Origin of the sequence: Kitasatospora sp. NPDC058170, from assembly GCF_042883905.1 — a bacterium.
Taxonomy (GTDB): domain Bacteria; phylum Actinomycetota; class Actinomycetes; order Streptomycetales; family Streptomycetaceae; genus Kitasatospora.
Map to the genome: position 1 here is coordinate 287,011 of NZ_JBHVUV010000001.1, position 24,451 is coordinate 311,461.

25 protein-coding genes are annotated in these 24,451 nt (G+C 73.5%); 13 read left to right on the plus strand and 12 right to left on the minus strand.

Features of this window, described 5'->3' with window-relative positions; translation table 11 throughout:
- The first annotated feature begins 57 nt into the window (after positions 1-57).
- On the plus strand, positions 58-1,044 hold the full coding sequence (locus ACFVVX_RS01325) for an Lrp/AsnC family transcriptional regulator (RefSeq protein ID WP_387940062.1): 987 nt from the start codon (positions 58-60) through the stop codon (positions 1,042-1,044).
- Between the two features lie 53 nt (positions 1,045-1,097).
- On the opposite strand, the gene ACFVVX_RS01330 is transcribed toward ACFVVX_RS01325, so the two are convergent.
- Together ACFVVX_RS01330 and ACFVVX_RS01335 are read right to left on the minus strand one after the other, a co-directional pair.
- Positions 1,098-1,580: a DUF2269 family protein gene (locus ACFVVX_RS01330; protein ID WP_387940064.1), complete on the minus strand. Its 483-nt coding sequence runs from the start codon at positions 1,578-1,580 to the stop codon at positions 1,098-1,100.
- Positions 1,581-1,841: 261 nt separating this feature from the next.
- Entirely contained in the window at positions 1,842-2,558 is a 717-nt protein-coding gene (locus tag ACFVVX_RS01335; RefSeq protein WP_387940066.1) for a 4'-phosphopantetheinyl transferase family protein, read from the minus strand.
- A 227-nt stretch (positions 2,559-2,785) separates the two neighbouring features.
- Between ACFVVX_RS01335 and ACFVVX_RS01340 the strand changes: the two genes are divergently transcribed.
- A complete protein-coding gene (locus ACFVVX_RS01340; RefSeq protein WP_387940068.1) occupies positions 2,786-4,252 on the plus strand; it encodes a choice-of-anchor A family protein in 1,467 nt (488 codons plus the stop codon).
- A 152-nt stretch (positions 4,253-4,404) separates the two neighbouring features.
- On the opposite strand, the gene atpF is transcribed toward ACFVVX_RS01340, so the two are convergent.
- The 5 genes from atpF to ACFVVX_RS01365 all read right to left on the minus strand — a co-directional run bounded on the left by atpF (position 4,405) and on the right by ACFVVX_RS01365 (position 7,935).
- The gene (gene atpF / locus ACFVVX_RS01345) at positions 4,405-4,902 is read right to left on the minus strand and encodes a F0F1 ATP synthase subunit B (RefSeq protein ID WP_387940070.1); all 498 of its coding nucleotides are present in this window, start codon (positions 4,900-4,902) and stop codon (positions 4,405-4,407) included.
- Positions 4,903-4,968: 66 nt separating this feature from the next.
- Positions 4,969-5,100 (minus strand): hypothetical protein, encoded by a 132-nt coding sequence (locus ACFVVX_RS01350; protein WP_387940072.1) that lies wholly within the window; start codon positions 5,098-5,100, stop codon positions 4,969-4,971.
- A complete protein-coding gene (locus tag ACFVVX_RS01355) occupies positions 5,097-5,780 on the minus strand; it encodes a TetR family transcriptional regulator (protein WP_387940074.1) in 684 nt (227 codons plus the stop codon). The genes ACFVVX_RS01350 and ACFVVX_RS01355 overlap by 4 nt, the downstream gene beginning before the upstream one ends.
- Before the next feature lie 80 nt (positions 5,781-5,860).
- Positions 5,861-7,090, minus strand: coding sequence for a kynureninase (kynU, locus tag ACFVVX_RS01360; RefSeq protein ID WP_387940076.1), 1,230 nt, complete (start codon positions 7,088-7,090; stop codon positions 5,861-5,863).
- 14 nt (positions 7,091-7,104) lie between these two features.
- The gene (locus ACFVVX_RS01365; RefSeq protein ID WP_387940078.1) at positions 7,105-7,935 is read right to left on the minus strand and encodes a tryptophan 2,3-dioxygenase; all 831 of its coding nucleotides are present in this window, start codon (positions 7,933-7,935) and stop codon (positions 7,105-7,107) included.
- Positions 7,936-8,201: 266 nt separating this feature from the next.
- Between ACFVVX_RS01365 and ACFVVX_RS01370 the strand changes: the two genes are divergently transcribed.
- Together ACFVVX_RS01370 and ACFVVX_RS01375 are read left to right on the plus strand one after the other, a co-directional pair.
- Complete coding sequence (locus ACFVVX_RS01370) at positions 8,202-8,636, plus strand: Lrp/AsnC family transcriptional regulator (RefSeq protein ID WP_387940080.1); 435 nt, start codon at positions 8,202-8,204, stop codon at positions 8,634-8,636.
- 40 nt (positions 8,637-8,676) lie between these two features.
- Positions 8,677-9,210, plus strand: coding sequence for an NADPH-dependent FMN reductase (locus ACFVVX_RS01375; protein WP_387940082.1), 534 nt, complete (start codon positions 8,677-8,679; stop codon positions 9,208-9,210).
- 79 nt (positions 9,211-9,289) lie between these two features.
- On the opposite strand, the gene ACFVVX_RS01380 is transcribed toward ACFVVX_RS01375, so the two are convergent.
- Complete coding sequence (locus ACFVVX_RS01380; protein ID WP_387940084.1) at positions 9,290-9,922, minus strand: MarC family protein; 633 nt, start codon at positions 9,920-9,922, stop codon at positions 9,290-9,292.
- Positions 9,923-9,944: 22 nt separating this feature from the next.
- Complete coding sequence (locus ACFVVX_RS01385; protein WP_387940085.1) at positions 9,945-10,274, minus strand: barstar family protein; 330 nt, start codon at positions 10,272-10,274, stop codon at positions 9,945-9,947.
- Positions 10,275-10,423: 149 nt separating this feature from the next.
- Here ACFVVX_RS01385 and ACFVVX_RS01390 point away from each other — a divergent pair, with 149 nt between their 5' ends.
- The 3 genes from ACFVVX_RS01390 to ACFVVX_RS01400 all read left to right on the plus strand — a co-directional run bounded on the left by ACFVVX_RS01390 (position 10,424) and on the right by ACFVVX_RS01400 (position 14,182).
- The gene (locus ACFVVX_RS01390) at positions 10,424-10,984 is read left to right on the plus strand and encodes a DoxX family protein (protein ID WP_387940087.1); all 561 of its coding nucleotides are present in this window, start codon (positions 10,424-10,426) and stop codon (positions 10,982-10,984) included.
- A gap of 421 nt (positions 10,985-11,405) precedes the next feature.
- A complete protein-coding gene (locus ACFVVX_RS01395; protein WP_387940089.1) occupies positions 11,406-12,077 on the plus strand; it encodes a hypothetical protein in 672 nt (223 codons plus the stop codon).
- A 308-nt stretch (positions 12,078-12,385) separates the two neighbouring features.
- On the plus strand, positions 12,386-14,182 hold the full coding sequence (locus ACFVVX_RS01400) for a glycosyl hydrolase family 18 protein (protein WP_387940091.1): 1,797 nt from the start codon (positions 12,386-12,388) through the stop codon (positions 14,180-14,182).
- A gap of 173 nt (positions 14,183-14,355) precedes the next feature.
- Here the strand turns inward: ACFVVX_RS01400 and ACFVVX_RS01405 are convergent, their stop codons facing one another.
- Positions 14,356-14,916 carry a MarR family winged helix-turn-helix transcriptional regulator gene (locus tag ACFVVX_RS01405; protein ID WP_387940093.1) on the minus strand — a complete coding sequence of 187 codons (561 nt, stop codon included), beginning with the start codon at positions 14,914-14,916 and terminating at the stop codon, positions 14,356-14,358.
- Between the two features lie 157 nt (positions 14,917-15,073).
- On the opposite strand from ACFVVX_RS01405, the gene ACFVVX_RS01410 reads away from it, so the two are divergent.
- From ACFVVX_RS01410 to ACFVVX_RS01425, 4 genes are all read left to right on the plus strand, one after another.
- Positions 15,074-16,363, plus strand: coding sequence for an MFS transporter (locus tag ACFVVX_RS01410; RefSeq protein WP_387940095.1), 1,290 nt, complete (start codon positions 15,074-15,076; stop codon positions 16,361-16,363).
- 145 nt (positions 16,364-16,508) lie between these two features.
- Positions 16,509-18,134 (plus strand): dolichyl-phosphate-mannose--protein mannosyltransferase, encoded by a 1,626-nt coding sequence (locus ACFVVX_RS01415; RefSeq protein WP_387940097.1) that lies wholly within the window; start codon positions 16,509-16,511, stop codon positions 18,132-18,134.
- 10 nt (positions 18,135-18,144) lie between these two features.
- Entirely contained in the window at positions 18,145-18,924 is a 780-nt protein-coding gene (locus ACFVVX_RS01420; RefSeq protein WP_387940099.1) for an ABC transporter permease, read from the plus strand.
- Between the two features lie 211 nt (positions 18,925-19,135).
- The gene (locus ACFVVX_RS01425) at positions 19,136-19,720 is read left to right on the plus strand and encodes a TMEM165/GDT1 family protein (protein WP_387940101.1); all 585 of its coding nucleotides are present in this window, start codon (positions 19,136-19,138) and stop codon (positions 19,718-19,720) included.
- Positions 19,721-19,822: 102 nt separating this feature from the next.
- Here the strand turns inward: ACFVVX_RS01425 and ACFVVX_RS01430 are convergent, their stop codons facing one another.
- Entirely contained in the window at positions 19,823-21,049 is a 1,227-nt protein-coding gene (locus ACFVVX_RS01430) for a peptidoglycan-binding domain-containing protein (RefSeq protein WP_387940103.1), read from the minus strand.
- Positions 21,050-21,338: 289 nt separating this feature from the next.
- Between ACFVVX_RS01430 and ACFVVX_RS01435 the strand changes: the two genes are divergently transcribed.
- Positions 21,339-23,393, plus strand: coding sequence for a DHA2 family efflux MFS transporter permease subunit (locus ACFVVX_RS01435; RefSeq protein ID WP_387940105.1), 2,055 nt, complete (start codon positions 21,339-21,341; stop codon positions 23,391-23,393).
- 74 nt (positions 23,394-23,467) lie between these two features.
- Here ACFVVX_RS01435 and ACFVVX_RS01440 read toward each other — a convergent pair whose 3' ends face one another.
- Positions 23,468-23,950 (minus strand): MarR family winged helix-turn-helix transcriptional regulator, encoded by a 483-nt coding sequence (locus tag ACFVVX_RS01440; RefSeq protein WP_387940107.1) that lies wholly within the window; start codon positions 23,948-23,950, stop codon positions 23,468-23,470.
- Between the two features lie 62 nt (positions 23,951-24,012).
- Between ACFVVX_RS01440 and ACFVVX_RS01445 the strand changes: the two genes are divergently transcribed.
- Positions 24,013-24,411, plus strand: a complete 399-nt coding sequence (locus ACFVVX_RS01445) for a cupin domain-containing protein (RefSeq protein WP_387940109.1) — start codon at positions 24,013-24,015, stop codon at positions 24,409-24,411.
- Positions 24,412-24,451 lie beyond the last annotated feature (40 nt).

The window sequence follows — 24,451 nt, forward strand, 5'->3', positions numbered from 1 at the left end:
CGTCGGAGCGGCCGAACGAGACCCTCACCCACCACACAGTGGCGGAGATCGGACACCATGGACCTCTCCACTGCCGATCCGGACAGCACGCTGGACGCCCTCGACCGCCGTCTGGTCTGCGCCCTGCAGATCGACGGCCGCGCCGGGACCGGCCGGATCGCCGAGGTGCTCGGCGTCTCCGCCCGCACCGTCACCCGCCGCCTCGCCCGGATGCAGCAGGCCGGGGTGCTGCGCGTGGTGCGGCTGCCCGACGTCGAGGACGCCGCCGTCGGCGCGCTGATCCTGCGGGTACGGGTTCTGCGCGGCAAGGTCGACACCATCGCGCAGTCCCTCGCCGACCGCCCCGACGTTCCCTTCGTGGACGTCATGCTCGGCGGCCAGGAGGTCGGCGCGGTCGTCCTCACCGACGCGGGCTCGCGCGACCGGCTGCTGTACGGGCAGCTGCCGGCCACCGCGGCCGTCACCGAGACCACCGCCCACGCCGTGCTGCACGCCTTCTCCGACGCCGGTCGGTGGCAGGCCGGCTACCTGGCCGAGGACGAGGCGGCCGCGCTCGCCCCGCCCCCCGCCGACACGCCCCCACCCGCGCTGGACGGCCTCGACCGGGCCCTGCTCGCCCGGCTCGGCACCGACGCCCGGCAGTCCGATGCCGCGCTCGCGGCGGCCGTCGGCGCTCCCGAGTCGACCGTCCGCCGCCGCCTGCACCGGCTGGCCGCCGGCGGCCAGCTGCGCACCCACGCCACCGTCGACCCGCGACTGCTCGGCATGGCCGTGGACGCCAACCTCTGGCTGGACGTCCCGCCGGGCCGCCTCGCCGAGGTCGGCGCGGCGCTGGCCCGCCACCCCCAGGTGCACGGCGTGTTCGCCACCAGCGGGCCGGCCGCCCTGATGGCCGCCCTGTTCTGCGCGGACCACGGCGGCCTCTACCGGTTCATCACCGAGACGCTCGGCCCGCTCGGCGTCACCGGGATCGAGACCGCGATCGTCGGACGCGCGGTCAAACGGGCCGGCGTGCCGCTCCAGCGCGGCCGGACCAGGCTCTGAGCCCGCGGCCCAGCCCCCGCGCCGGCCCAGCCCCCGCTCCCGGGCCCGCCCGCTCAGGCGCCGGTGGTCGAGCCCGGCCGGATGATCATCAGCACCACGACCACGGCCCAGAGCAGGTTGAACACCCCGGCCGTCATCGGCAGCAGCTTCAGGCCCTGCACCGCCTTGCCGTGCTCCGGGGCCTCGGCACCCAGGTCGAGCGCGTCCACGGCGGCCTGCTGCGCGGGCAGGACGAACAGCAGCAGCGAGAGCGCGGCGAGGGCGGTGAGCACCATCGAGACGATCAGCCAGGACTGCCCGAGCACGTCCATCACCTGGGCCACGCCGATGCCCATCATCGGGACGGCGATCCCCAGCAGCGCGTACACCTGGGTGATCCGGTGCAGCACCCGCAGCACCCCGGCGTCGGCGGCGCCCTCCGGCCCGCCGGCCAGTGCGGCCTTCGCCCGGCGCGGGAACATGCTGACGGCCACCGCGACCGGGCCTATGAACAGCACCGAGGCGAGGACGTGCAGGCTCAGCAGGAACTTGGCCATGGCGGGGACACCCTTTTTCCACACGGGGGCTGCGCGACGGGCAGCCGGGGCGTCCGGTACCGAAGCCCCGGGCACGCACGCTAACACCGCTTATCCGGGCCTCGTCGGCCCGGGTCCCGGCCCTGTCAGACCAGGCAGAGGCCAGGCAGGGACCGGGCTCGAACCAACGCCGGACCAGCGCGGGGACCTGGCCCGGACCGGCCCCGGATCACGCCAGGATCAGCCCCCGGCCCCGGTCCGGAGCAGCGGCCTGCCCGGCCCTCACGCCCCCGGCGCGCCGGGCGTGAGCGGCACCACCCGCGGCGCGGCCGTGCTCACCGCACAGACCGCCGCGCCCTGCGGGCCGTCCGCCCAGTCCAGCAGGTAGAGGTCCTGGTAGCGGCTGAGCAGCGGAGCGTCCGCGGGGATGTCGAGCGGCAGGGCGGAGAGGTCGACGCTGGCGAGGGTGTCCAGGCTGGTCCGGCCGATCTTGATCAGCGCCTCCTTGCGCACCCACTGCCGCAGGAACGCCCGGGCCGGCTCGGGGTGCGCCTCGACCAGGTGCAACTCGGCCGCGCTGAGCACCCGTTGGGCCACGTCGGTGAGGGCCCCGCCGCGCCCGGCCAGCTCCACGTCCACGCCGATCGGGTGGTGCCCGGCGGCGGCCGCGACCACGCCCCGGGTGTGCGACAGGCTCACGTGGACCTCCGGGTGGTCCGGCAGGTAGGGCTTGCCGTGGTCGCCCTTTCCGCAGTCGGGGCAGTTCTGGGCCAGCGTCAGCCGGGCGGCCGGAACGCCGAGCAGCCGCGCGGCGCAGAGCCGGACCAGGATGTGTGCGGCGGTGAAGTCCACCCGCCCCGCCTCGTGCCGGAACCGGGCGGCCCGCTCGCGCTCGACGGTGGTGAGCAGGTGCTCGCCGGCTTCGGGATGCCGTAGGACGTCGGCGCTGGCGGCGACGGCGGCGATCGGGGCGTCCGGTTCCTGGTCCTCGGAAGTCATGGTCCCAACCTAACGGTGACGGCGCGGCGCCCGGGTCAGCGCGCCCGTTCGGGTGATCTTCGGATGGGCCCTGACGGTCTGTAGGGTATGGATCGTCCGAATTTGATATTGGATGTCGCAGATCGCATCATTCGTGGCAGGTTCGTGCGGCCTGTCCTTTTTTCCATGCGCGGAGGAGTGTGTCGATGGGCCAGGGCACCGGTATGCCGGATCACAGGACGACTGCCGTGAGGGGGCTTCCGGCGGCCCGCCGGCGCCGGGCGGTGCGGGTGGCGGTGGCCACGGCGATGGCGGCGCTGCCGATGGCGGCGGTGCTGACCGTCGGTTCGGCCGCGCCGCTGGCCCCGCCGCTGGGTGCCTGTAGCGGCCCCGACTGCCCGAACACCTGGCCGCCGCCGAACAACGGCGACTTCCCCGGCCGGGACGCCACCATCAACGTCTTCACCGGCGGCGACTACACGGTGAACGGCCGGGCCGCCGAGGCCGAGGGGAAGATCGTCACCCTCGGGAACCTCACCATCGACAAGAGCCAGGGCGGCGGTGCCTTCAACATGGGCGTCGTCGGCGTCGGTTCGCGGGTCGTCCCGCCGAACGGCTCCGACTTCGTGACGGTCGGCGGCAACGTCGACGTGAGGACCAACAACTCCCTGCTCATCGGCGGCAGCGACTCCCAGGGGCAGGCCTTCGGCAACCTCCGCTACGGCGGTACGGCCACCGGGACCATCAACATCGACCCGACCGGGCAGTCGATCAACGACCCCGACGCCGCGGCGCCGTACCGGTCGGTGCTCACCCAGGTCGAGGACGTCTCCTCCTGCATCGCCAAGGCCACCGCCACCGGCACGGTCGCGGTCACCAGCAGCGAGGCGACCTTCACCGGTGACGGCACCAGCATGAAGCAGGTCTTCAACGTCACCGGGAACCTCGCCTCCCCGACCGGCGGGCAGATCGGCCTGGTCTTCGCGGGCATCCCGGCCGGCGCCACCGTCGTCGTCAACATGCTGTCGGACAACGCGATCATCAACACCTACACGGGCACCGGCCTGCCGGGGGACCAGACCACCGAGATGCGCTCCAAGCTGATGTGGAACTTCCCCACGTCCAGCAACGCGCAGATCCTCGGCAGTGCGCAGTTCCAGGGCTCGGTCATGGCGGGCAACGCGGCGGGCACGACCACCATCGCCCTCCCCGGCCTCAACGGGCGGGTCTATCTGGCGGGCAACCTGGTGCAGACCGGCAGCGGCGGCTACGAGATCCACAGTTACCCGTTCGACGGGGACCTCCCGGACTGCGCGGTGACGCCCAGTCCGACACCCAGCCCGACGCCGAGCCCGACCCCCACCTCGCCGTCCCCGACCTCCCCCTCCCCGACGTCACCGTCGCCCACCTCGCCGACCCCGACGTCCCCGTCCCCGACCTCGCCCTCCCCGACGTCGACCTCCTCGTCCCCGGCCCCCACCTCGACGAGCCCGGCGCCCACCAGCCCGACCACGCACCCGACCAGCCACGGTCCGACCAGTCACCACCCCACCGGCCACCGGCCGACCGGCAGCACCTCGGCCGGCGGGGGTGGTGAACTGCCCTCGACGGGTGCGGGCAACGCCCCGGTCGTCTTCGGCCTCGCCGGTGTCGGCCTGCTGGGCCTCGGCGGCCTCGCCGTCCTGGCGGCCCGCCGCCGCGGCCGGCACAGCTAGTCAGGTGGTCCTGTCCGCCCGCTGATCGGCGGCGTCGACCCCCCTCGGGCCGCCCGGTGTCCGCACCGGGCGGCCCGACGGGCATCCGGTCCCGGCGGGCATCCGGCCCCGGCGGCGGCCGGGTTCAGCCGGGTTCGGCCGGGTTCGGCAGGTCAGTGCTCGTCGAAGAAGCGGCCCACCGTGCCGCGCTGCGCCGCGACGGCGGCCACGGACTCGCCGACCACCCGCCCGGCCAGGTCGACGGCCAACTCGCCCACGTCCTGGCGCAGCGAGACGGCGGCCAGGGTCCGGTCGACGCTGATCCGGTCATGGGCCTCGGCGACCAGCCGGTCGCGTTCGAGGACGCCCTCCGCCCGGGCCGCCGCGATCAGGGCCGCGCCCTGTTCGGCCGCCTCCTGGCGGATCCGGGCGGCCTCGTGCCGGGCCCGGTCCAGCTCGCGCCGACGGTCCTCGAAGGCCTGCTCGGCCTCCGCGCGGAGCGCCTCGGCCCGCTCGGTACCGCCCTCGATGGCATCGTGCCGTTCGGCCAGGACCCGCTCCACCCGCGGCAGTACCCGACGGCCCAGCAGCCAGGCCAGCAGGAGGAAGCAGAGCAGGCCGAAGAGCAGCTCGACCGGTTCGGGCTTGAGCGGGCCGAGTTCCATGTCCATGCGTCCCCCCGGTGGAATGACGGGCAGTCACCGGGGATCCTGCCCAGGCCGGGAAGGTCCTGAACTCTACTGCCCCATGACGTACTTGACCGTCGGACCGGTGGTCCGGCCGCCGTCCACCGCCGGCGCGGCGGCCTCGGCACCCAGGCCGCGGGCGGCGCCGGTGGTGATGACGGTCCTGCCGGTCAGGTCGTTCACGGGGTGCACCTGTGCGGGGTGGGTGCGGCGAGCATGGCGGCGGACATCGCGACCAGGTCGGCGAGGAAGGCCTCCTCGTCGGTCAGCGGCGTGCTCCCGGTGAGGTACTGCTGCGCCCGGTCGGCCAGGGCGGCGCCGATCAGGGTGAGCACCAGGTCGATCCGCTCCAGCCGGAGGGGTTCGGGGAGGTCGTGGACGCGGTCCTCGACCAGCTCGATGACCCGCCGGTGGCCGCCGCCCGCCGGCGGCGGGTGCGGGGCCCGGGTGCGGACACCGCTGTTGTGGCGGACCTGGGCGGAGATCCGCAGGCAGTACCGCCCCTGCTGGGTGCGCAGCTCGGTGGCCTCGGCCGCGATCAGCGCGCCCAGCAGGTCGGCCAGACCCGGCAGGCCCGACGGGTCCGGCAGGTCGGGCGGGCCGGGCGGGGCGGCGACAGGGCCGAGCCCCGCCAGAAGCGGCGCGAGGGCCTGCTCGGTGCGTTCCTGGCGTCCGGCCATGATCGCGTCCAGCAGGCCCTCGCGGGAGCCGAAGTGGTACTGCACGGCGGACGGGTTGCCCTGTCCGGCGAGCCTGGTGATGTCCCTGGTGAGGGCGGCCTCGATGCCGCGGGTGGCGAAGAGCTCCTCCGCGGCGCGCAGCAGTTTCTCGCGGGTCTCGTGGCCCGCCGACGTCCTTGCCATAATGCACAACATTAATGCTGTGCATTACCAACGGCAAGGGCCGCCGACCGCCCGACCGCCCGGGAGCTCGAAGGCGGACCTCAGGTGACCTCGCCCCGCCGGCTGAACCGCTCCGCCCGCCACTCGCCGGACTCCAGCACCTCGGCCAGCTGCCGCGCCGCGTCCCACACGTCCACGTGCGACAGGTAGAGCGGGGTGAAGCCGAACCGCATCAGGTCCGGCGCGCGGAAGTCGCCGATCACCCCGCGCTCGATCAGCGCCTGCACCACGGGGTAGCCGTCCGCGTGCCGCAGGGCGACCTGGCTGCCGCGCCGGGCGTGCTCGCGCGGCGTCGCCACCTCGATCCCGTCCAGCCCCTCCGTCAGTGCGATGAACAGGTCCGTCAGGGCCAGGCTCTTGGCCCGCACCGCGGTGAGGTCGGCCCGCTCCCAGACGTCCAGGCTCGCCTCCAGCGCGGCCTGTCCGAGCAGCGAGGGCGAGCTGGTCAGGAACCGCCCGATGCCCTCCTTGGCGTCGTACCCGGGCTCGAAGGCGAACGGGCGGGCGTGCCCGAACCAGCCGCTCAGCGGCTGCTGCGGCCCGGCCTCCAGGTGGCGTCGGGCCACGTACAGGAAGGCGGGCGAGCCGGGGCCGCCGTTCAGGTACTTGTAGGTGCAGCCGACCGCGAAGTCCGCGCCGCTCGCGCCCAGGGCGACCGGCAGCGCGCCGACCGCGTGGCAGACGTCCCAGACCATCAGCGCGCCCGCGGCCTGGACCCGGGCGGTGATCCCGGGCATGTCCAGCAGCTCGCCGGTGCGGTAGTCCACGTGCGAGAGGACGACCACGGCGACGTCCTCGTCCAGGTGGTCCGCCAGCTCGGCCGCCGAGGGCAGCAGCACGCTGCGGGCGCCCTCGACCAGGCCGGTCACGCCCTCGGCGATGTACAGGTCGGTAGGGAAGGCCGCGCCGTCGCCGAGGACGGTCCGCCGCCCGGGGCGCAGCCGCAGCGCGGCCGCCAGCACCTTGAACAGGTTCACCGAGGTGGTGTCGCAGACCACCACCTCGTCCGGGTCCGCACCCACCATCGGCGCGATCCGCCGGCCCAGCCGGTACGGCTGCTCGAACCAGCCGGCCTCGTTCCAGCTGCGGATCAGCTCCCGGCCCCACTCGGCCTCGACCACCTGCCGCACCCGCTCGGGGGTGCGGGCCGGCAGCGCGCCGAGCGAGTTGCCGTCCAGGTAGATGACGCCCTCGGGCAGCGCGAACTCCTTGCGGAACGCCGCCAGCGGGTCGACGGCGTCCAGCGCCGCGCACTCCTCGCGCGTGATCATGCCCAATCTCCCACTCACAGTTCGTTCCGGACGGTCCACAGCTCGGGGAAGACGTCCTGCTCGGCGGACTTGCGCAGCCAGCTCAGGCCGCTGGACCCGCCCGAGCCCGGCTTGGCGCCCATCGAGCGCTTCACCGCGGCCAGGTGGCGCTGGCGCCAGCGGGTCACCCGCTCGGCGACGTCCAGCAGCGCCTCGGCGAGCGGCTGCAGGGCCGCGTACTCCGGGTCGGTGTAGACCTGCCGCCAGGCCGCCTCCACCGCCGGGTCGGCCCGGTAGCGCTGCTCGGACGGCTCGTGCGGCACCGCCAGGCCGCGCCGGGCGAGCAGCGCCAGCGCGTCGTCGTACAGGCCGGGGGAGCGCAGCACGTCGCTCAGCTCGGCCCGGGTCTGCGGCACCTCGTCGTACATCCGCAGCAGGGCCGCGTTCTTGTTGCCGAGCAGGAACTCCAGGTGCAGGAAGGCCGAGGACTGGAAGCCCGAGGCCTCGCCGAACACCGAGCGGAAGGAGTTGAACTCCTGCGGGGTCATGGTCGCCAGCAGGTCCCAGGACTGCGCCAGGACGTCCTGGACGTGGGTGCCGCGCCGCAGCGCCGCCAGCGCGGCCGGAAGGTCCTCCTCGCGCAGCGCCTGCTGGGCGAGCGTCCACTCGTGCCGCAGCAGGTCGAACAGCAGCTCCATCACCTGGGTGGTGACGATGAACGACAGCTCGGCCGGTTCCTTGCTGCGCGGTTGCTGCAGGCTGTGCAGCTCGTCCAGCCGCGCGTAGCGGGCGTACGGAGTGCCCCGACCCGGCTCACCGCCCCGACCGAACGACAGGTTGGGTGTCTCCACCGTGTCGTGCCCCATCCCGATCCCTCCTGATGATCCGGCCGCTGCCGGGACCCCATTGTGCGGTGGCCCCGGCCCGCTCTTGAATGGGCTTCGGGTACGGTCGCCGCACCCGTGCATTCCGTTCGAAAGGTCTTTCAGCCGATCGGCCTTATGAATGAAAAACAGCTGTTTCAAGCCACCCGGAGCCCGGCCGATCCGACCCCGATCCGGCCTTGGTCCGGCCTTGGTCCGGACCCCGATCCACCCCGACCCGCCCCGATCCGAACCCACCGGGAGCCGCCATGGACGCCGTCGACCGCCGCCTGCTCGCCGAGCTGCAGGCCGATGCCCGCCTCTCCTACAACGAACTCTCCCGCCGGGTGAGCCTCTCCGCACCCGCCGTCGCCGAACGGGTGCGCCGCCTGGAGGCCGACGGGGTGATCAGCGGCTACCACGCCCACGTGGACCCGGCCCGGGCCGGGCTGCCGATCACCGCGCTGGTCCAGCTCCAGTGCTACGGCCCGCGCTGCGTGCTGCGCGACCCCGAGGTGGCCCACTGGCCGGAGGTGCTCCAGCTGCACCGGGTCACCGGCGGTGCGTGCTGCGTGCTGCTGGTCGCGGTGCCCGCGATGGCCGCCTTCGAGGCCCTGATCGACCGCCTCGGCGGCTACGGCCAGCCCGCCAGTTCGATGATCCTCTCCAGCCCGGTGCCCTGGCGGCCGGTGGTCGTTCCCTGAGCCGCCGGCGCCCGTCCCCGGTCCGGTAGGGTGCGCGGCTATGCCGACAGACCGTCACATCCTGCTGATCCCCGGCAGCCTCCGGGCCGGTTCCTCCAACGAGACGGTGCTGCGCACCGCCGCCGCGGTCGCCCCCGAGGGCGTCACCACCGCCTACTACGCCGGGCTGGCCGAGCTGCCGCACTTCAACCCCGACCACGACGCCGACCCCCTGCCGGAGGCGGTGACCGGGCTGAGAGCCGCCATCGCGGCCGCCGACGGCCTGCTGATCTGCACCCCGGAGTACGCGGGCACGCTGCCGGGCTCCTTCAAGAACCTGCTGGACTGGACGGTCGGCGGCACCGAGATCTCGGACAAGCCCGCGGCCTGGATCAACGCCGCCGCGCCGGGCCGCGGCCAGGGGGCCGAGGCCACCCTGCGCACCGTGCTGGGCTACACCGGCGCCGCCGTGCTGGACGAGGCCTGCGTGCGCATCCCGCTCGACCGCGGGGCCGTCGACGCCGAGGGCCTGGCCGCCGATCCGCTGGTCCGCGCGCAGATCGCCGAGGTCCTCACCCGGCTCGCCGCCGGCTGAGCCGCAGCGCCCGGACCGTCCGGCACCCGGCACCCGGCACCCGGCACCCGGTGCCGGAACCGGACGGTCCGGCGGTGCCTCAGTGCACCTCGGGCAGGTCCAGGCCCAGGCCCGCCAGACCGTTCAGGAAGAGCTCCACGCCGACCGCCGCCAGCAGCAGGCCGAGCAGCCGGGAGAGCACCTCCAGCGAGGTGCGGTGGGTGCGCTGCATCAGCGGCGCGAGCAGCGCCACGCAGACGTAGTTGATCACCACCACGGCGATGTACGCCCCGGTGATGGTGGCCCGCCACCCCCAGTCGTCCTTGCTCAGCGAGCCCACCAGCACCGCCGTGACCGCCAGCGGGCTGGCGATGTACGGCAGCAGCAGCTCGCGGATGCCGTCCACCATCGGGTTCGGCAGGTGCTCGTCCTCCTCGTCGCCGACGCCGAGGTGGATGCCCAGGACCAGCGCCACGGCGTAGATGAAGAAGATCGCGCCGCCGGCCAGCTGCAGCGACTGGTCGCTGATGTGGAACAGCGAGGTGACGAAGTCCGCGCTGAAGGCCAGCACCAGCCCGACCAGGGCCGAGATGAGGGAGCTCCAGGCGGCCAGCCGCCGCAGCTCCCCGGTGGTGCGGGTGGCGGCCAGCCGGGCGAAGGACAGCAGCGTCTTGGGCGGGCCCACGACGGCGAAGAAGGCGATGAAGGCGCTGCTCAGGTTGAAGACGAACATGGGCCAAGCATGACCGGGATGATCATCGCAGTTCGACCGCCACGCCTCCGGCGCGCAGCGTGTCGAGGATCGCGTCGAAGTAGTCCAGCGGCCGCTCGCCGATGAAGACCCGGCCGGTGAGGTGCCGGCGGGCGGTCTCGGCGTCCGCCCAGACCAGCGTGAACGGGGGGCGGGGGCCGAAGCCGCCGCGCAGGCAGTCGGCGAGCGCGTCGAGGTTGCCGCCGTAGTAGCCGCCGGGGCCGTTCAGGGCGGCGCCGAGGGCGGTGTAGAAGGCCACCCGGTCGGTGATCCCGCGGCCGTCCAGCCGGTAGGCCGGGTGCGCGGGGTGGTCGGGCTGCGGCTGTCGGGTCATCGGGCGCTCCACTCCTCGATGCTTCGATGTTCGCTCGAATGGCGGTCCCGGGTCGAGCCGGACCGTGCTTTCGGCTGGGATGGGGGGTGGATCACCATCCGCGTCATCGGCCGCCTCTCGGCCGTCCTCCGCTGGAACGAGGATTCGACATGTGTCTGAACCGTAGGGATCTCGGCCTGCTCGCGCTGCGCGGTGCCGTCGGCGGGGTACTGATCGCGCACGGCACCCAGAAGCTGTTCGGCTGGTTCGGCGGCGGCGGCCTGGAGGGCACCGCGCAGGCGATGGAGGCCATGGGGTTCCACCCCGGGCGGAAGAACGCGCTCGCGGCGGGCCTCGGCGAGGCGGGCGGCGGCGCTCTGCTGGTGGCCGGGCTGGCGACGCCGGCGGCCGGCGCGGTGGTCGCCGGCACGATGGCCGGCGCGGTGGCGGTGCACGCCCCGGCCGGCTTCTTCGTGACGGCCGGCGGCTACGAGTACCCGGCCTTCCTCGGGGCGACCGGGCTCGCGCTCGGCCTGACCGGCCCGGGGCGCTACTCGCTGGACCACCTGACCGGGCACGCCTTCGACCAGCCGTGGGTCGGCCTGCTGGCGTTCGCGGCCAGCGCGGCCTCGGCGTACGGGGTGGTGGCGCGGCGCCGACACGAGGTGCGGCTGCGCGAGGAGCGGGCCGCCGTGGAGGCGGAGGGGCAGGAGGGCTCGGGGCTGTCCTGAGCCCGGCCGGCCCCGGGCCGGCCACGGCCCCGCCGCGGGCTGCCCGGCCACGGCTCCGCCGCGGGCTGTCCGGAATCCGCCCCCGCCCGGGGGTGTGGGGGGGGGGGGAGGGGGGCGGCGCGGAGGGCCGCCACCCCGCCCGGGGCGGGGCCCCGCCCGCGGCCGCCCCCCCCCGGCGAAAATCACGGCGGGGCGCCCCGCCCCGGCCCCGCCGGGGGGGTGCCCCCACGCCCCCCCGCCCGGGGGGTTGGGGTTGTGGGGGGGCGGGGGGGCCGACCCCCCACTCCGCACACCGGGCCCGGGCCCGGCCGGCGCCGCCTCACCCGGATGCATCAGCCCTGCTGGCGGCCCCGGTCGGCGCCTCGCAGGGTGGCCGTGAGGTGTGCCGGGCAGCCCGGCGCCGGGCAGAAACGAGGACGTCATGGACCGCCAGCCGCCCCGTCGGACGACCACCCGCCGGACGACACCCTGCCGGACGACGATCCACCGGCCGACCGCGCAGGACCCGGCCGCACCCGTGGTCCGCCGCCCGCGCCGCGCCGTGGCCGGTGTGCTGGTGGCGGCGGCCGTCGGAGCTGCGGCGCTGGCCGGCTGCTCCTCCGACAGCACGGCGAGCAGCGCCGTCTCCTCGGCGGCCGCCGCCGTGCAGTCGGGGGTGGCGGGCGCGGCCTCCGCGGCCGCCTCGGCGGTGAACTCGGCCGCGGGCGGCCTCTCCTCGGCGGTGAACTCGGCGGTGGCCTCGGCCGCGGGCGGCCTCTCCTCGGCGGCGGCCTCGGCGGAGGCGGCCGCGTCCTCGGCGATCGCGGGGGTGAAGGGCGGGCTGGACGCCAAGGGCGACGTCGCCGCGGGCGCGGTGACGCCGGCCTCGGACGGCAAGGTGGAGGTGCCCCTCACGGTCTCCAACCACGAGCAGCAGTCCAACCGGTACGTCATCCAGGTCAACTTCACCGACGAGTCCGGCAACGTCCTGGACGCCACCGCGGTGACCGTCCCGGACGTGGCCGCCGGGCAGAGCGTCCAGGCCACCGCGCGCAGCAACCGCGACCTCTCCGGCACGGTCAAGGCGGTCGTGGCCAACGCCGTCCGGTACTGACACCGGGTTCGTCCGCAGGTCAGCGGGGGTGTGGCGGAACCAGGGGAACCTTAAGCGCGGCTCAAGGCTCAACATCACCCCTTGACGGGGGAGTTGGTCTAGTCCATTTTAATCCACAGGTGCAGGGAGCCCCTGAACCGGCGTCAGCGGTTGACTCCGCTGGCGCCGGTTCGGCATATCCCGGTGTCCGTCAGGCATGTACCCGCTCGATTCCCTTCCCCTGTTCTGTCATGCCCTGGTCGTACGGCCCCACCCCGTGCGAGCCCGCCAGGGCTGCGGAATCCCCCACAACCAGGAGTCACGCACCCATGCTGCGTTCACGCATTGAGAGGGCCGGGGCCCCGGCCCAGGAGCCCGGGCGCCGTCGGCGTCCGAAGAGCCTGGCCGCGCTCGCGGCCGGCACCACCGCCTCCCTGCTGCTCGGCGCGGGCCTCGCGCTCACCGGTGGCGGCGCGGCCAACGCCGCGGTCACCAACAGCACCGGCGCGCCCGCCACCAGCGGTGGCATCAAGGTCGCCTACTTCGACCAGTGGTCGATCTACGCGAACGCGTACTACCCCAAGACGATCCAGGACACCGGCGTCGCCGGGAAGCTGGACTACCTGATCTACTCGTTCGCCAACATCAACCCGACCAGCCTCGGGTGTTTCCAGGCGACCAAGGCCGCCAACCAGGACGACAACAACCCGAACGCCGGCGACGGCGCGGGCGACGCGTTCGCGGACTACCAGAAGAGCTTCGGCCCGGACATCTCGGTGGACGGTGTCGGCGACGTCTGGGGCCAGCCGATCGCGGGCAACTTCAACCAGCTGAAGAAGCTGAAGGCGAAGAACCCGAACCTCAAGGTCCTGATCTCGCTGGGCGGCTGGACCTACTCCAAGTACTTCTCGGCGGCGGCGGCCACGGACGCCTCGCGCAAGAAGCTGGTCTCGTCCTGCATCGACATGTTCATCAAGGGCAACCTCCCGACGGACGCCGGCTACGGCGGCCCGGGCTCGGCGGCCGGTGTCTTCGACGGCATCGACATCGACTGGGAGTACCCGGGCGGCGGCGGCCACACCGGCAACCTCTCCAGCCCGAACGACAAGCAGAACTTCACCCTGCTGCTGAAGGAGCTGCGCGAGCAGCTGGACGCCCAGGGCAAGACCGACGGCAAGACCTACGCCACCGCGGCGGCGGTCGGCGCCGGCCAGGACAAGATCCGGAACGTCGAGACCGACAAGATCGGTCAGTACCTGACGTTCCTGGACATCATGACCTACGACATGCACGGTGCCTGGGACGCCAAGGGCCCGACGAACCACCAGGCCCCGATCTACTCCGGCCCGGACGACCCGATGACCCCGGCCGCGCCGGGTCAGGGCAAGTACTCGGTCGACGCCGCGATCAAGGCGTACACCGCCGGTGACGCCGACTACGGCATCCCGGGCGGCTTCCCCGCCAAGAAGATCAACGTGGGTGTCCCGTTCTACTACCGCGGCTGGACCGGCGTCCAGAACAACGGTAAGAACGGCCTCTTCCAGCCCGCCACCGGCGCGGCCACCGGCGCGGCGATGTCCGGCAACGTCCCCGGTATCCAGATGTACAAGGAGCTCGCGGGCTTCGTCGACAACCCGGCCAAGACCTTCTGGGACGACACGGCGAAGACCACGTACTTCTACGACGGCTCCACCTTCTGGAGCGGCGAGGACGCCCGCTCGATCCAGGCCAAGGTCGACTACGCCCACTGCAACGGCCTCGGCGGCTCCTTCGCCTTCTCGCTGTACGACCTGGGCACCAAGACCGCGCTGTTCGACAAGATGGTCGAGGCCACCAACGGCTCCGCCGCCGGCTGCCCGGCCGCGCCGACGACGCCGCCGACCACGCCTCCGACCACTCCGCCCACGACGCCGCCGACCACCCCGCCGACGACGCCTCCCACCACGCCGCCGACCACCCCGGCCGGCTGCGCGGGCGCCCCGAGCTGGGACTCGGCCGCCACCTACGGCAACCCGACCAAGGTCTCCTGGAAGGGCCACTTCTACACCAACAAGTGGTGGACGAAGGGCGAGGACCCCAGCACCACCGGCCAGTGGGGCGTCTGGACCGACAACGGTCCCTGCTGACGCCGCATGGTCTGAGCGACTGAGGGCCTGACGGACCCTCGCACCGAGTCCGGCCCGCCGGGGGCTTTCCCCCCGGCGGGCCGGACTCTTCGCTGTGTGGGCTGTGTGGGCTGTGCTGGCTGTGTGGGCCTCCCCGGTCGGGACCGGGGTCTGGGCCGGGGCCGGGGGCGGGATCAGGCCAGGTCGTCGGTGCGGCCGAGGGCGTCCGGCTGGGTCTCCTCGATCCGGCGCAGCATCCGGGCGAGCATGCCCGACAGCACCGTGCGCTCCTCGGCGGCGACGTCCTGGAGCAGCTCCTCCTCGAAGACGGCCGCCATCCGCATCGACTCCAGCCACTTGTCGCGGCCGTTCTCGGTCAGCTCGATGATCACGCGCACCCGGTTGGACTCGTCCCGCTCCCGGGTGACGAGGTCCTCGGCGACCATCCGGTCGATCCGGTGCGTCATCGCCGCCGGGGTGAGCCCGAGGCGCTTGGCCAGCTCGCCCGGCCCGAGCCGGTACGGGCTGCCCGCGACCACCAGCGCCTTGAGCACCTCCCACTCGGCGGAGGTGATTCCGAGCACAGTCAGCTGCCTGCTGTACGCCACGCCCATCCGCCGGGCGACCCGGGAGAGGGTCTGCACGATGGTCTCCACCTGGGGGTCCACCGTGGGGAATTCCCGCTGGTAGACGGCCACCTGCTCGGCGATGCCCAGCTCGCGGAGGGCGGCCGGGCCGGGCTTGTCTGCAGTCATGCGGACCAGTGTCGCACGGAAGGTGCACCCCTTAAGGCTTTGACGCCACACTCTTCTGGTGCTAAGACTTTATATGGTCAGACTTTAGGTCTTAAATCTTCTGGCCTTAAGAGTATCCAGCGAAACTCATGAAGGGGTGTGCACGGTGACCGGCACGGTGAAGCAGCAGAGGCAGCGGAGTCACGGGGCGGGCGGCCCGCTGCGCCGCGTCCAGATCGGCAACGCGCTCAGCGCGTTCGGCAGCGGATTCACGATGCCGTACATGTTCGTGTACGTGGACCAGGTGCGGGGCCTCGGCTCGCTGGCCGCCGGGATGGTGTTCACCGTCTTCGCGCTGGCCGCGCTCGCCGTGCTGCCGTTCACCGGCCGCGGCATCGACCGGTACGGCCCGCGCCCGGTGCTGCTGGTCGGCGCCGCGCTCGCCGCCGTCGGCGCGTTCGCGTTCGGCCACGCCACCGGGACCCCGGCCCTGCTGGTCTCCTCCTTCCTGTTCGGCGCGGGTGTCACCACCTGCCAGCCGGCGCTCGCCACGATGATCGTCCGCTGCTCCACGGCCGCGACCCGCTCGCACGCCTTCGCGCTGCAGTTCACCCTGATCAACCTGGGGATGGGCATCGGCGCCCTGGTCGGCGGGCAGATCGTCGACGTCGCCGACCCGGCCAGCCTCACCCGGCTGTTCACCATCGAGGCCGCGACCTTCCTGGGCCTGGCCCTGGTCACCGGCAGCGCCCGCATCCCGAACGCGGCGCCCGTCCTCGTGCACGGCCAGAGCGGGCCCACCGGCCTGCGCGCGCTGGTCGCCGACAAGGCGATGCTGCGGCTCTGCGTCCTCGCCGGGCTGATCTTCTTCACCTGCTACGGCCAGTTCGAGTCCGGTGTCGCGGCCTTCGCCACCGACACCGTCGGCACCGCGCCCTCCACCCTGGGCCTGGCGATCGGCGCCAACGCGCTGACCATCGTGGTGCTGCAGATGTTCATGGTGCGGATCACCGCCCGCCGCCGGCGCACCACCGCGATGGCCGCCGCCGGCGTGGTGTGGCTGGGCGCCTGGGCGATGGCCCTGGTCGCCGGCCTGATCCGGACCGAGACCATGGCCGCCACGGTCGCGATCGTCTCGATCTACGCCCTGTTCGGCGTCGGCGAGTCGCTGCTCGCGCCCACCATGGGCCCGATCGTCGCCGATCTCGCCCCGGCCCGGCTGCTCGGCACCTACAACGCCGGCTACTCCCTGGTGAAGCAGATCGCGATCGCGGTCGGCCCCGCCGTCGGCGTGCTGCTGGTCGGCTCCGGCACCTGGCCGCTGTACCTGGCGGCGATGGCCGGCTCCACCCTGCTGATCGTCGCCATGGCGGTCCGGCTGCGCCCGTACCTCACGCCGGAGCAGGACAACGCCCAGGTGGCCGTGGTCCGCACGATCCCCGTCCGGGAGCTGCAGACCGCCGCGTGAACACCGGTGTGACGGGTCACCTGGTCGGCGCCCGTCGCGCTTGGATTCACGACCGCCGCCACATAGTGTCAGTGGCTGTTGACCGCCCGGCGCCGGCCGGCACCGGCGGGCACCGGCACAGGCGAGACGGCGAATCGGCGAGGCAATGACGCAAGCGGCGCTCATCCACCCACCGGCACCACCAGCCCCCGCAGGCCCCGCACCGGGCCGGCGGGGGCTGCTGCGCCGGGCCTCGGACCGGGCCGGCTGGCTCGGTCCGATCGCGGTGGCGCTCTTCGCCGGCCTGCTCCGCTTCTGGAACCTCGGCTACCCCGACGCGTTCGTCTTCGACGAGACCTACTACCCCAAGGACGCCTGGTCGCTGCTCCGGCAGGGCTACGAGGGCACCTGGCCGGACAGCGCGAACGCCGACATCCTCGCCGTCCCGCAGACCGTCCCGCTCACCTCGGCCCCCGAGTTCATCGCCCACCCGCCGCTCGGCAAGTGGGTGATCGCCGTCGGCGAGCAGCTCTTCGGCCTGCACCCCTTCGGCTGGCGGTTCATGACCGCCCTGCTCGGCACCGTCACCGTGCTGATGCTCGCCAGGATCGGCCGCCGGCTCTTCGGCTCCACCCTGATCGGCTGCACCGCCGCTCTGCTGATGTCCGTCGACGGCCTCCACCTGGTGATGAGCCGGGTCGGCCTGCTCGACGGCGTCCAGATGTTCTTCGTCCTCGCCGCCTTCGGCAGCCTGCTGATCGACCGCGACCGTACCCGCGCCCGGCTGGCCGCCGCCCGGGCGGGCGGTGAACCCGACGGGGACCGGATCCGCCTCGGCCTGCGCCCCTGGCGGATCGCCGCCGGGGTCGCGCTCGGCGCCGCCTGCGCCGTCAAGTGGAACGGCGTCATGGTGCTCGCCGCCTTCGGGCTGCTCACCGTGCTCTGGGACCAGTCCGGCCGCCGCTGGGCCGGCGCCCGCCGCCCCTGGCGTTCGATGCTGCGCCGGGACGCCCTGCCGGCGCTGCTCGCGATGGTCGGCTCGGCCCTCGTGGTGTACGTCGGCTCCTGGGCCGGCTGGCTCGCCTCCGGCGGAACCGGCGGCGGCGGGTACGACCGGCACTGGGCCGACGACCGGGCCGGGCTCTCCCCGGACCGGGTGCTCGGCATTCCGCTGCCGCAGCTGCCGATGAGCTGGGTGCCCGCGCCGCTGCGCAGCCTCTGGCACTACCACGGGCAGATGTACGACTTCAATACCGGGCTGAGCACCCCGCACACCTACCAGTCCAACCCGTTCAGCTGGCTGGTCCAGGCCCGACCGGTCTCCATGTACTGGGAACAGGTGCCGAACGGCCAGCGGGGCTGTACGGCCTCCGGCGGCTGTGCGGCGCAGATCCTCGGTCTCGGCACCCCGGTGCTCTGGTGGACGGCCTGCTTCGCCCTGCTGTACGTGCTGTGGCGCTGGTTCTTCCGCCGGGACTGGCGCTCGGGCGCGGTGCTCTGCGCCGTCGCCGGGGTCTACCTGCCGTGGTTCCAGTACCAGGAGCGGACCGTCTTCTCCTTCTACATGGTGGTGCTGGTCCCCTTCCTCTGCCTGGCCGTCGCCCAGATGCTCGGCGCCATGCTCGGGCCGGAGGGCTGCTCGATCGAGCGGCGCCGGATCGGTGCGGCCGGAGCCGGGCTGATCGTGCTCGCCGTCATGGCCTGCTTCGCCTTCTTCCATCCCCTCTACACGGCGGAGGTGATCCCCATGACGTCCTGGCAGGACCGGATGTGGTTCACCACCTGGGTCTGAGGGCCGGGGCATGACCGCCTCGGCGGCGGCCCAGACCCAGCTGCTGCCCGTCACCCCGCTGCTCGGGGTGGTCACCGCGCTGCTGCTGGGCGCCGCCGTGGCGGTCGCCGGGTGGGGGCTGCTCGGGCAGGGCCACGCGGTGCTGCGGGCCGGGCTGCGCGCGGTGGTGCAGCTGGCCGCCGTCGCGCTGGTGATCAGCTGGGTGGTCCGCTCCCTCTGGTGGTCGGCGCTGTTCGTCCTGCTGATGTTCGCCGTCGCGGTGCGCACCGCCGGGCGGCGGATGACCCCGGGCCCCGGCTGGGCCTGGGCGGCCGCGCCGATCGGCGCCGCCGTCCTGCCGGTGCTCGGGCTGCTGCTGGCCGTCGGACTGCTGCCGCCCGAGGGCCTCTCCTTCATCCCGGTCGCCGGCATCCTGATCGGCGGCGGGCTCACCGCCACCTCGCTGGCCGGGCGCCGGGCCCTGGACGAGCTGCACCAGCGCCACGGGGAGGTCGAGGCCGCCTTGGCGCTCGGCCTGGAGGAGCGCGACGCCCGGCTGGAGATCTGCCGCACCGCGGCCGCGACCTCGCTCGTCCCCGCCCTCGACCAGACCCGGACGGTGGGCCTGGTCACACTGCCCGGCGCCTTCGTCGGCATGCTGCTCGGCGGGGCCTCCCCGGTGCAGGCGGGCGCGGTGCAGCTGTTCGTGCTGATCGGCCTGCTGGCGGTGGAGTCGGTGGCGATCGTCGTGGTGCTGGAGCTGGTCGGCCGGGGACTCGTGGCCCGACCGGCGCAGGGCGGCATCGGGTAGGCTGGTGCGCGTTGAAGGGGAGTAGCCCTCCACCGGACCGTCGACATACTGGCCCTCACGGGCCCGGCGCCCGGGGCATCCTGCGGTTGCGGGGTGCCGGCGAGACCTTCGGCCGCAGTGCTGTGACTTCCAACCAGTGCTGTCGGGCCGGAGCGACCCCTGACGGAGCTGCCGAGGCCGGACAGCCCGACCGAGGGAAACCGAACCCCCGATGAGCCTGACCGTAGCCGCCATCACCTTCGGCATCGTCTTCCTGGCCGAACTGCCGGACAAGACCGCCCTGGCCAGCCTGATGCTCGGCGCCCGCTACCGCGCGAGTTACGTCTTCGCCGGCATCGCCGCCGCCTTCGCCCTCCAGGTCGGCATCGCCCTGGTCGCCGGGCACCTGCTCTCGCTGCTGCCGCACCGCTGGGTCGAGGGCGTGACCGGTGTGCTGTTCCTGGCCGGCGCCGCGATGCTGCTCTTCCACGGTGGCGGTGACGAGGACGGCCACGCCGCCAAGGAGCCGTCCGCGAACAGCTTCTGGAAGGTGGCCGGGGCCAGCTTCGTGGTGGTCGCGATCGCCGAGTTCGGCGACCTGACCCAGATCATGACCGCCAACCTGGCCGCCAAGTACGCCGACCCGCTGGCCGTGGGCCTTGGCGCCTGGCTGGCGCTCTGCGCCGTCGCCGGGATCGCCATCCTGGGCGGGCAGAAGCTGCTGAAGCACGTGCCGATGAAGATGATCATCCGGTTCGCGGCGGGCGTGATGATTCTGATGGCCGGGTTCAGCATCTTCCAGGCAGTCACCGGCTGACCGGGTTCCAGGCGGTCACCGGCTGACCGGGAGTCACCGGCCGGCCGGGGTGGCAGGCCGGCCGGGGGCCGCAGGTCGGCGGTCACCGGCCGCCGCCCGGGGTCAGCAGGTGCCGGGGTCGCTCTCCAGGGCGGCCCTGGTCTTGGGCCCGTAGAACGGGCCGTTCGGCCCGGTCTCGCCCTTGATCTTGTAGCTGCGCTGGTAGTCGCCGAGCACGGTCTGGGTCCACCAGTCGAAGATGCTGGTGGCTATCGACTTGTCGACGAAGCCGCAGGAGGTCGTGGACAGCCGCAGTTGCATGTCCTTGACGTCGGCCCCCGTCATCCCGCGCTCCAGGACCCGTACCGGGGGCGCCGGGGTGGCGGTCGGCGTCGGGGTGGCGGTCGGCGCCGGGGTGGTCGCGGTGGGCGCCGGGGTACTGGGCGCCGCCGGGCTCGGCGCGGGCGGCTGGGTGCCCGGGGCCGACTCCGGGGCCGGGGGAGCGGCCGGGGCCGTGGTGGCCGGCGCGGTCGGGGCCGCCGTTCTGCTCGGGCTCGGCTTGTTCGTCCTGCTCGGCGAGGGGCTGGGCGCCTCGCTGGTGGACGGCGGGGCGCTCGGGCTCGGGTTCGCCGGGGTGGTCGGGTCGACCGGCGCGGGCGCCAGGGTCGTGGAGGGGGCGGGCCGCGCCGAGTGGTCCGGCTCCCCGGAGGGTGCCACCGCGTAGGCCACGCCGATCGTGACCACCAGCAGGCCGACGCCGGCCGCCACGAGCAGACCCCTGCGCCGGGCGAGCGGGCCCTGCTCCGCCTGTTCCGCCGCGCGCCGGGCGGCCCGGCCGCCGGTGGTCCCGGCCGCCGGGGCCTGGCCCGCCGCGAACGGGAAGACCCCGAGCTCGTCCTCGGCCGGGTGCTGCGGGTCGTACGGCTCGTCGAACCCGTCCACCGACTGCCGGTCGTACCCGCCGGACGGCTGCCGGGGTATCAGGCCCTGGGTCTGCTGCGGGGGCGCCGGGCGCGGCGCGGGCACCACCGGGGGCAGCACGGTCGTCGCGTAGGCGTCCGCGTCCGGCCCCAGCGGGGGTGTGACGGGCGGTCGGGCCGCCGGTCGCCGGGCGGCCTCGGGCAGCACCGCGGTGGCGAAGGGGTCCGCGGTGGCGAAGGGGTCCGCGGGCGCGCCCGCTGCGGGGGCGTCCGTCGCGACCTGGCCGACGGCCTGGGGCACGTACGGGCGGACCAGCGGCGGGCCCTCGATGTGGGGCAGGACGGCGGTCTCGGTCAGGCTCGGGTCCGGGAGGCACCTGCACCCGGCGGAGCGTGCGGTGCCGCACGTCGGGCAGTGCTGGTCCGGCATCGGCCGGTCCTCCTCGGTCCTCGGGTGGCGAACGCGCCTGATTATGCAGGACGTCAGGAACGAGGGGACAGGGGCATCCGGCCCGCCGTGGGGGTGTTGTGCCGGTTGGTGGTGGTTGGGGCCCGATGAACGGTCGGTGTGCGGGAGAGGGACCTCCGGTGGCGGCGGTTCTTACGTTCGGCGCAATCGAATGCCCCATATCCGGGCATTTCTGACAGCATGGTGAGCTGGGAGTGATCATCCGAACGGACCCCCGGTCGGCCGGGGCCCGCGACCCTACGGAGACGCCATGACGGATTCGGACCCGATCGCCGAGTCCGAGCGGAGCCCGGCGGGCGAGCCCGGCCCGCCGGAGGTCACCGTCCCCAACCTCTGGGTGCCGATCGGGGCCCTGCTGCTGGCGATGCTGCTCGCCGCGCTCGACCAGACCATCGTCTCCACCGCGCTGCCCACCATCGTCAGCGACCTCGGCGGGCTGGAGCACCTCTCCTGGGTGGTCACCGCCTACATGCTGGCCTCCACGGCGGCCACCCCGCTCTGGGGGAAGCTCGGCGACATGTACGGCCGGAAGCGCTTCTTCCAGGCCTCCATCGTGATCTTCCTGCTGGGCTCGGTGCTCTGCGGCATCGCCCAGAACATGGGCGAGCTGATCGCCTTCCGCGCCCTCCAGGGCCTGGGCGGCGGCGGTCTGATGGTGCTTTCGCAGGCCATCGTCGGCGACCTGGTCTCACCCCGGGACCGCGGCAAGTACCAGGGCCTGTTCGGCGCCGTCTTCGGCGTCACCAGCGTGCTCGGCCCGCTGCTCGGCGGACTCTTCGTGGACAACCTCAGCTGGCGCTGGGTCTTCTACATCAACCTGCCGGTCGGCGTGGTCGCCCTGGTGGTGATCGCCGCCGTGCTGCACGGGACGGAGGTCAAGCGCAAGCACCGGATCGACTACCCGGGCACCGTGCTGATCGCCTCGGTGGCCACCTGCCTGGTGCTGATGACCTCGCTCGGCGGCACCACGTGGGCCTGGAGCTCCTGGCAGATCGTCGGACTGGGCGTGCTGGGCCTCGTCCTGCTGGTCGCCTTCGTCGAGGTCGAGCGGACCGCCGCCGAACCGGTGCTCCCGCTGCGGCTGTTCCGCTCCCGGACCTTCAGCCTGGTGGCCGTCATCTCCTTCGTGGTCGGCTTCGCGATGTTCGGCGCGCTCACCTACCTGCCCACCTTCCTCCAGGTGGTCATGCAGGTCTCGCCCACGATGTCCGGCATCCACATGCTGCCGATGGTGCTCGGCATGCTGCTCACCTCGATCGGCTCCGGCCAGATCGTCGCGCGCACCGGCCACTACCGGGCCTTCCCGATCGCCGGCACGGCCGTCACCACCGTCGGCCTGCTGCTGCTCTCCCGGCTGGACGAGCACAGCAGCACCTTCGAGATGAGCTGCTACTTCCTGGTGTTCGGCCTCGGGCTGGGGCTGGTGATGCAGGTCCTGGTACTGATCGTGCAGAACTCGGTGGGCTACCAGGACCTCGGCGTGGCCACCGCCGGCGCCACCTTCTTCCGGTCCATCGGGGCGTCCTTCGGCGTCTCCATCTTCGGCACCGTCTTCGCGAGCGGGCTCAACTCCCGGCTGGCCGACGCCCTCGCGGGAGTACCGCTGCCGCCCGGCTTCGACCCCGGGGCCATCACCTCCGACCCGCGCGTCATCGCGGCGCTGCCGCCCGCGGTGCAGGACGGGATCTACCACGCGTACGCCGAGTCGATCACCAGGGTCTTCCTGTACGCCGTGCCGGTCGCCCTGGTGGCCTTCGTGCTCTCGCTGTTCCTGCGCGAGCAGAAGCTCCGGTCCTCCGTGACCGCGCCCGACCTCAGCGAGTCGATCGGCCTCAACCCGGTCGAACGCTCCTCGCTGGACGAGATCGCCCGCGCGCTCTCCGTCCTGAGCTCCCGGGAGGCCCGGCGGGACCTCTTCCGGCGGATCACCGTGGCCGCCGGGCTCGACCTCAAACCGGCCTCCAGCTGGCTGCTGCTGCTGATGCACCACCACGGCTCGGTCGAGCCCCTGGAGGTGGCCGAGCGGCGGATCGTCCCGGTCGCCGTCATCGAGGAGGCGGTGCGGGAGGTGGAGGGCCGGGGCCTGGCGGCCCGCAGCGGCGGCCTGCCGCTGCGGCTGACCGAGTCCGGCGAGGCGGCGGCCCTGCGGTTGGTGGCCGCCCGCCGTGAGCAGCTCTGCGAGCTGCTCGGGGACTGGGACGACAAGCAGTACGCCGACCTCGCCGACCTGCTCACCCGGCTCTCCTCGGCCCTCGGCGCCGACGAGCGGGACCGGCCCGACCCGGAGCACGTGCAGCGGGCCTAGGGTCGGGGCTCTGGGCTGGCTCTGGCTCTGGCTCTGGGGCTTTGGGGTCCGGGCCCGGGGGCTGGCCGGACCGGTCAGGGCGCGCCGAACCAGCGGGGGGTGTCGAAGCGGAACGGGTCGCCGGGGGCGAGGACGCGCAGGCCCGCCTCCAGGTCGCGCAGGCGCTCCTCGCCGAGGGTGGCGGACCACTGGCTGCGCAGCTCGTCGAAGATCCGGGCGGAGCGGGCGAGGCAGTCGACGCCGCGTGCGGTGAGGCGGACCACCTTGCGGCGGGCGTCGGCGGGGTCGGAGCCGCGTTCGACGTAGCCGAGCCGTTCGAGCTGCTCGACGGTCTTGCCGGCGGCCTGCTTGGAGACCCCGAGGCGGCGGCCGAGCTCGACGGCGGTGGTGCCGTCCGGGCCGATCGCCTGGAACACGAAGCCGTGCATCGGCCGCAGGTCCGGGTGGCCCTCCCGGGCGATCCGCTCGTGCAGCTCGTCGATGATCATCCGAAAGGCGAGCAGCAGGCGGAGCGGCAGCTCGAATCCGGGGGGCGGGGGTGCGCTTTCGCTTGACATTGATAGACAACCTCATTGACCATATGGACAACGTCATTGACCATCTTAGGGGGTTGGCACGCATGTCAGTCACACACGCGTCCGTCGTTCGCAGCACCGAGGCCCGCCGCACGCAGACGCCCAACGCCGTCATGACCACCTTTGCCTCGCCGACCCAGGGCGGCTCGGGCCTGGCGATGTGGCGGGTGGACATGGGGCCCGGCCTCCAGGGCCCGCTGCACGTCTTCGACGTCGAGCAGATCTGGACCGTCCTGGACGGTGCCGCGAGCGTCGAACTCGCCGACGACACCTTCACGGTGGCCCCCGGCGACACCGTGATCCTCCCCGCCGGAGTTGCGCGCCGGATCGCCACCGGGGCCGACGCCGGGTTCACCGCCGTCGTCACCGCCCCCGGGGGCGCCCGCGTCCACCGGGTCGGCGACCCGGTGGAGGAGGCGTTCGTCCCGGGGTGGATCGCCTGACCGGAACGGGGCAACCCACCGCACCCCGCACCGCGCTCGC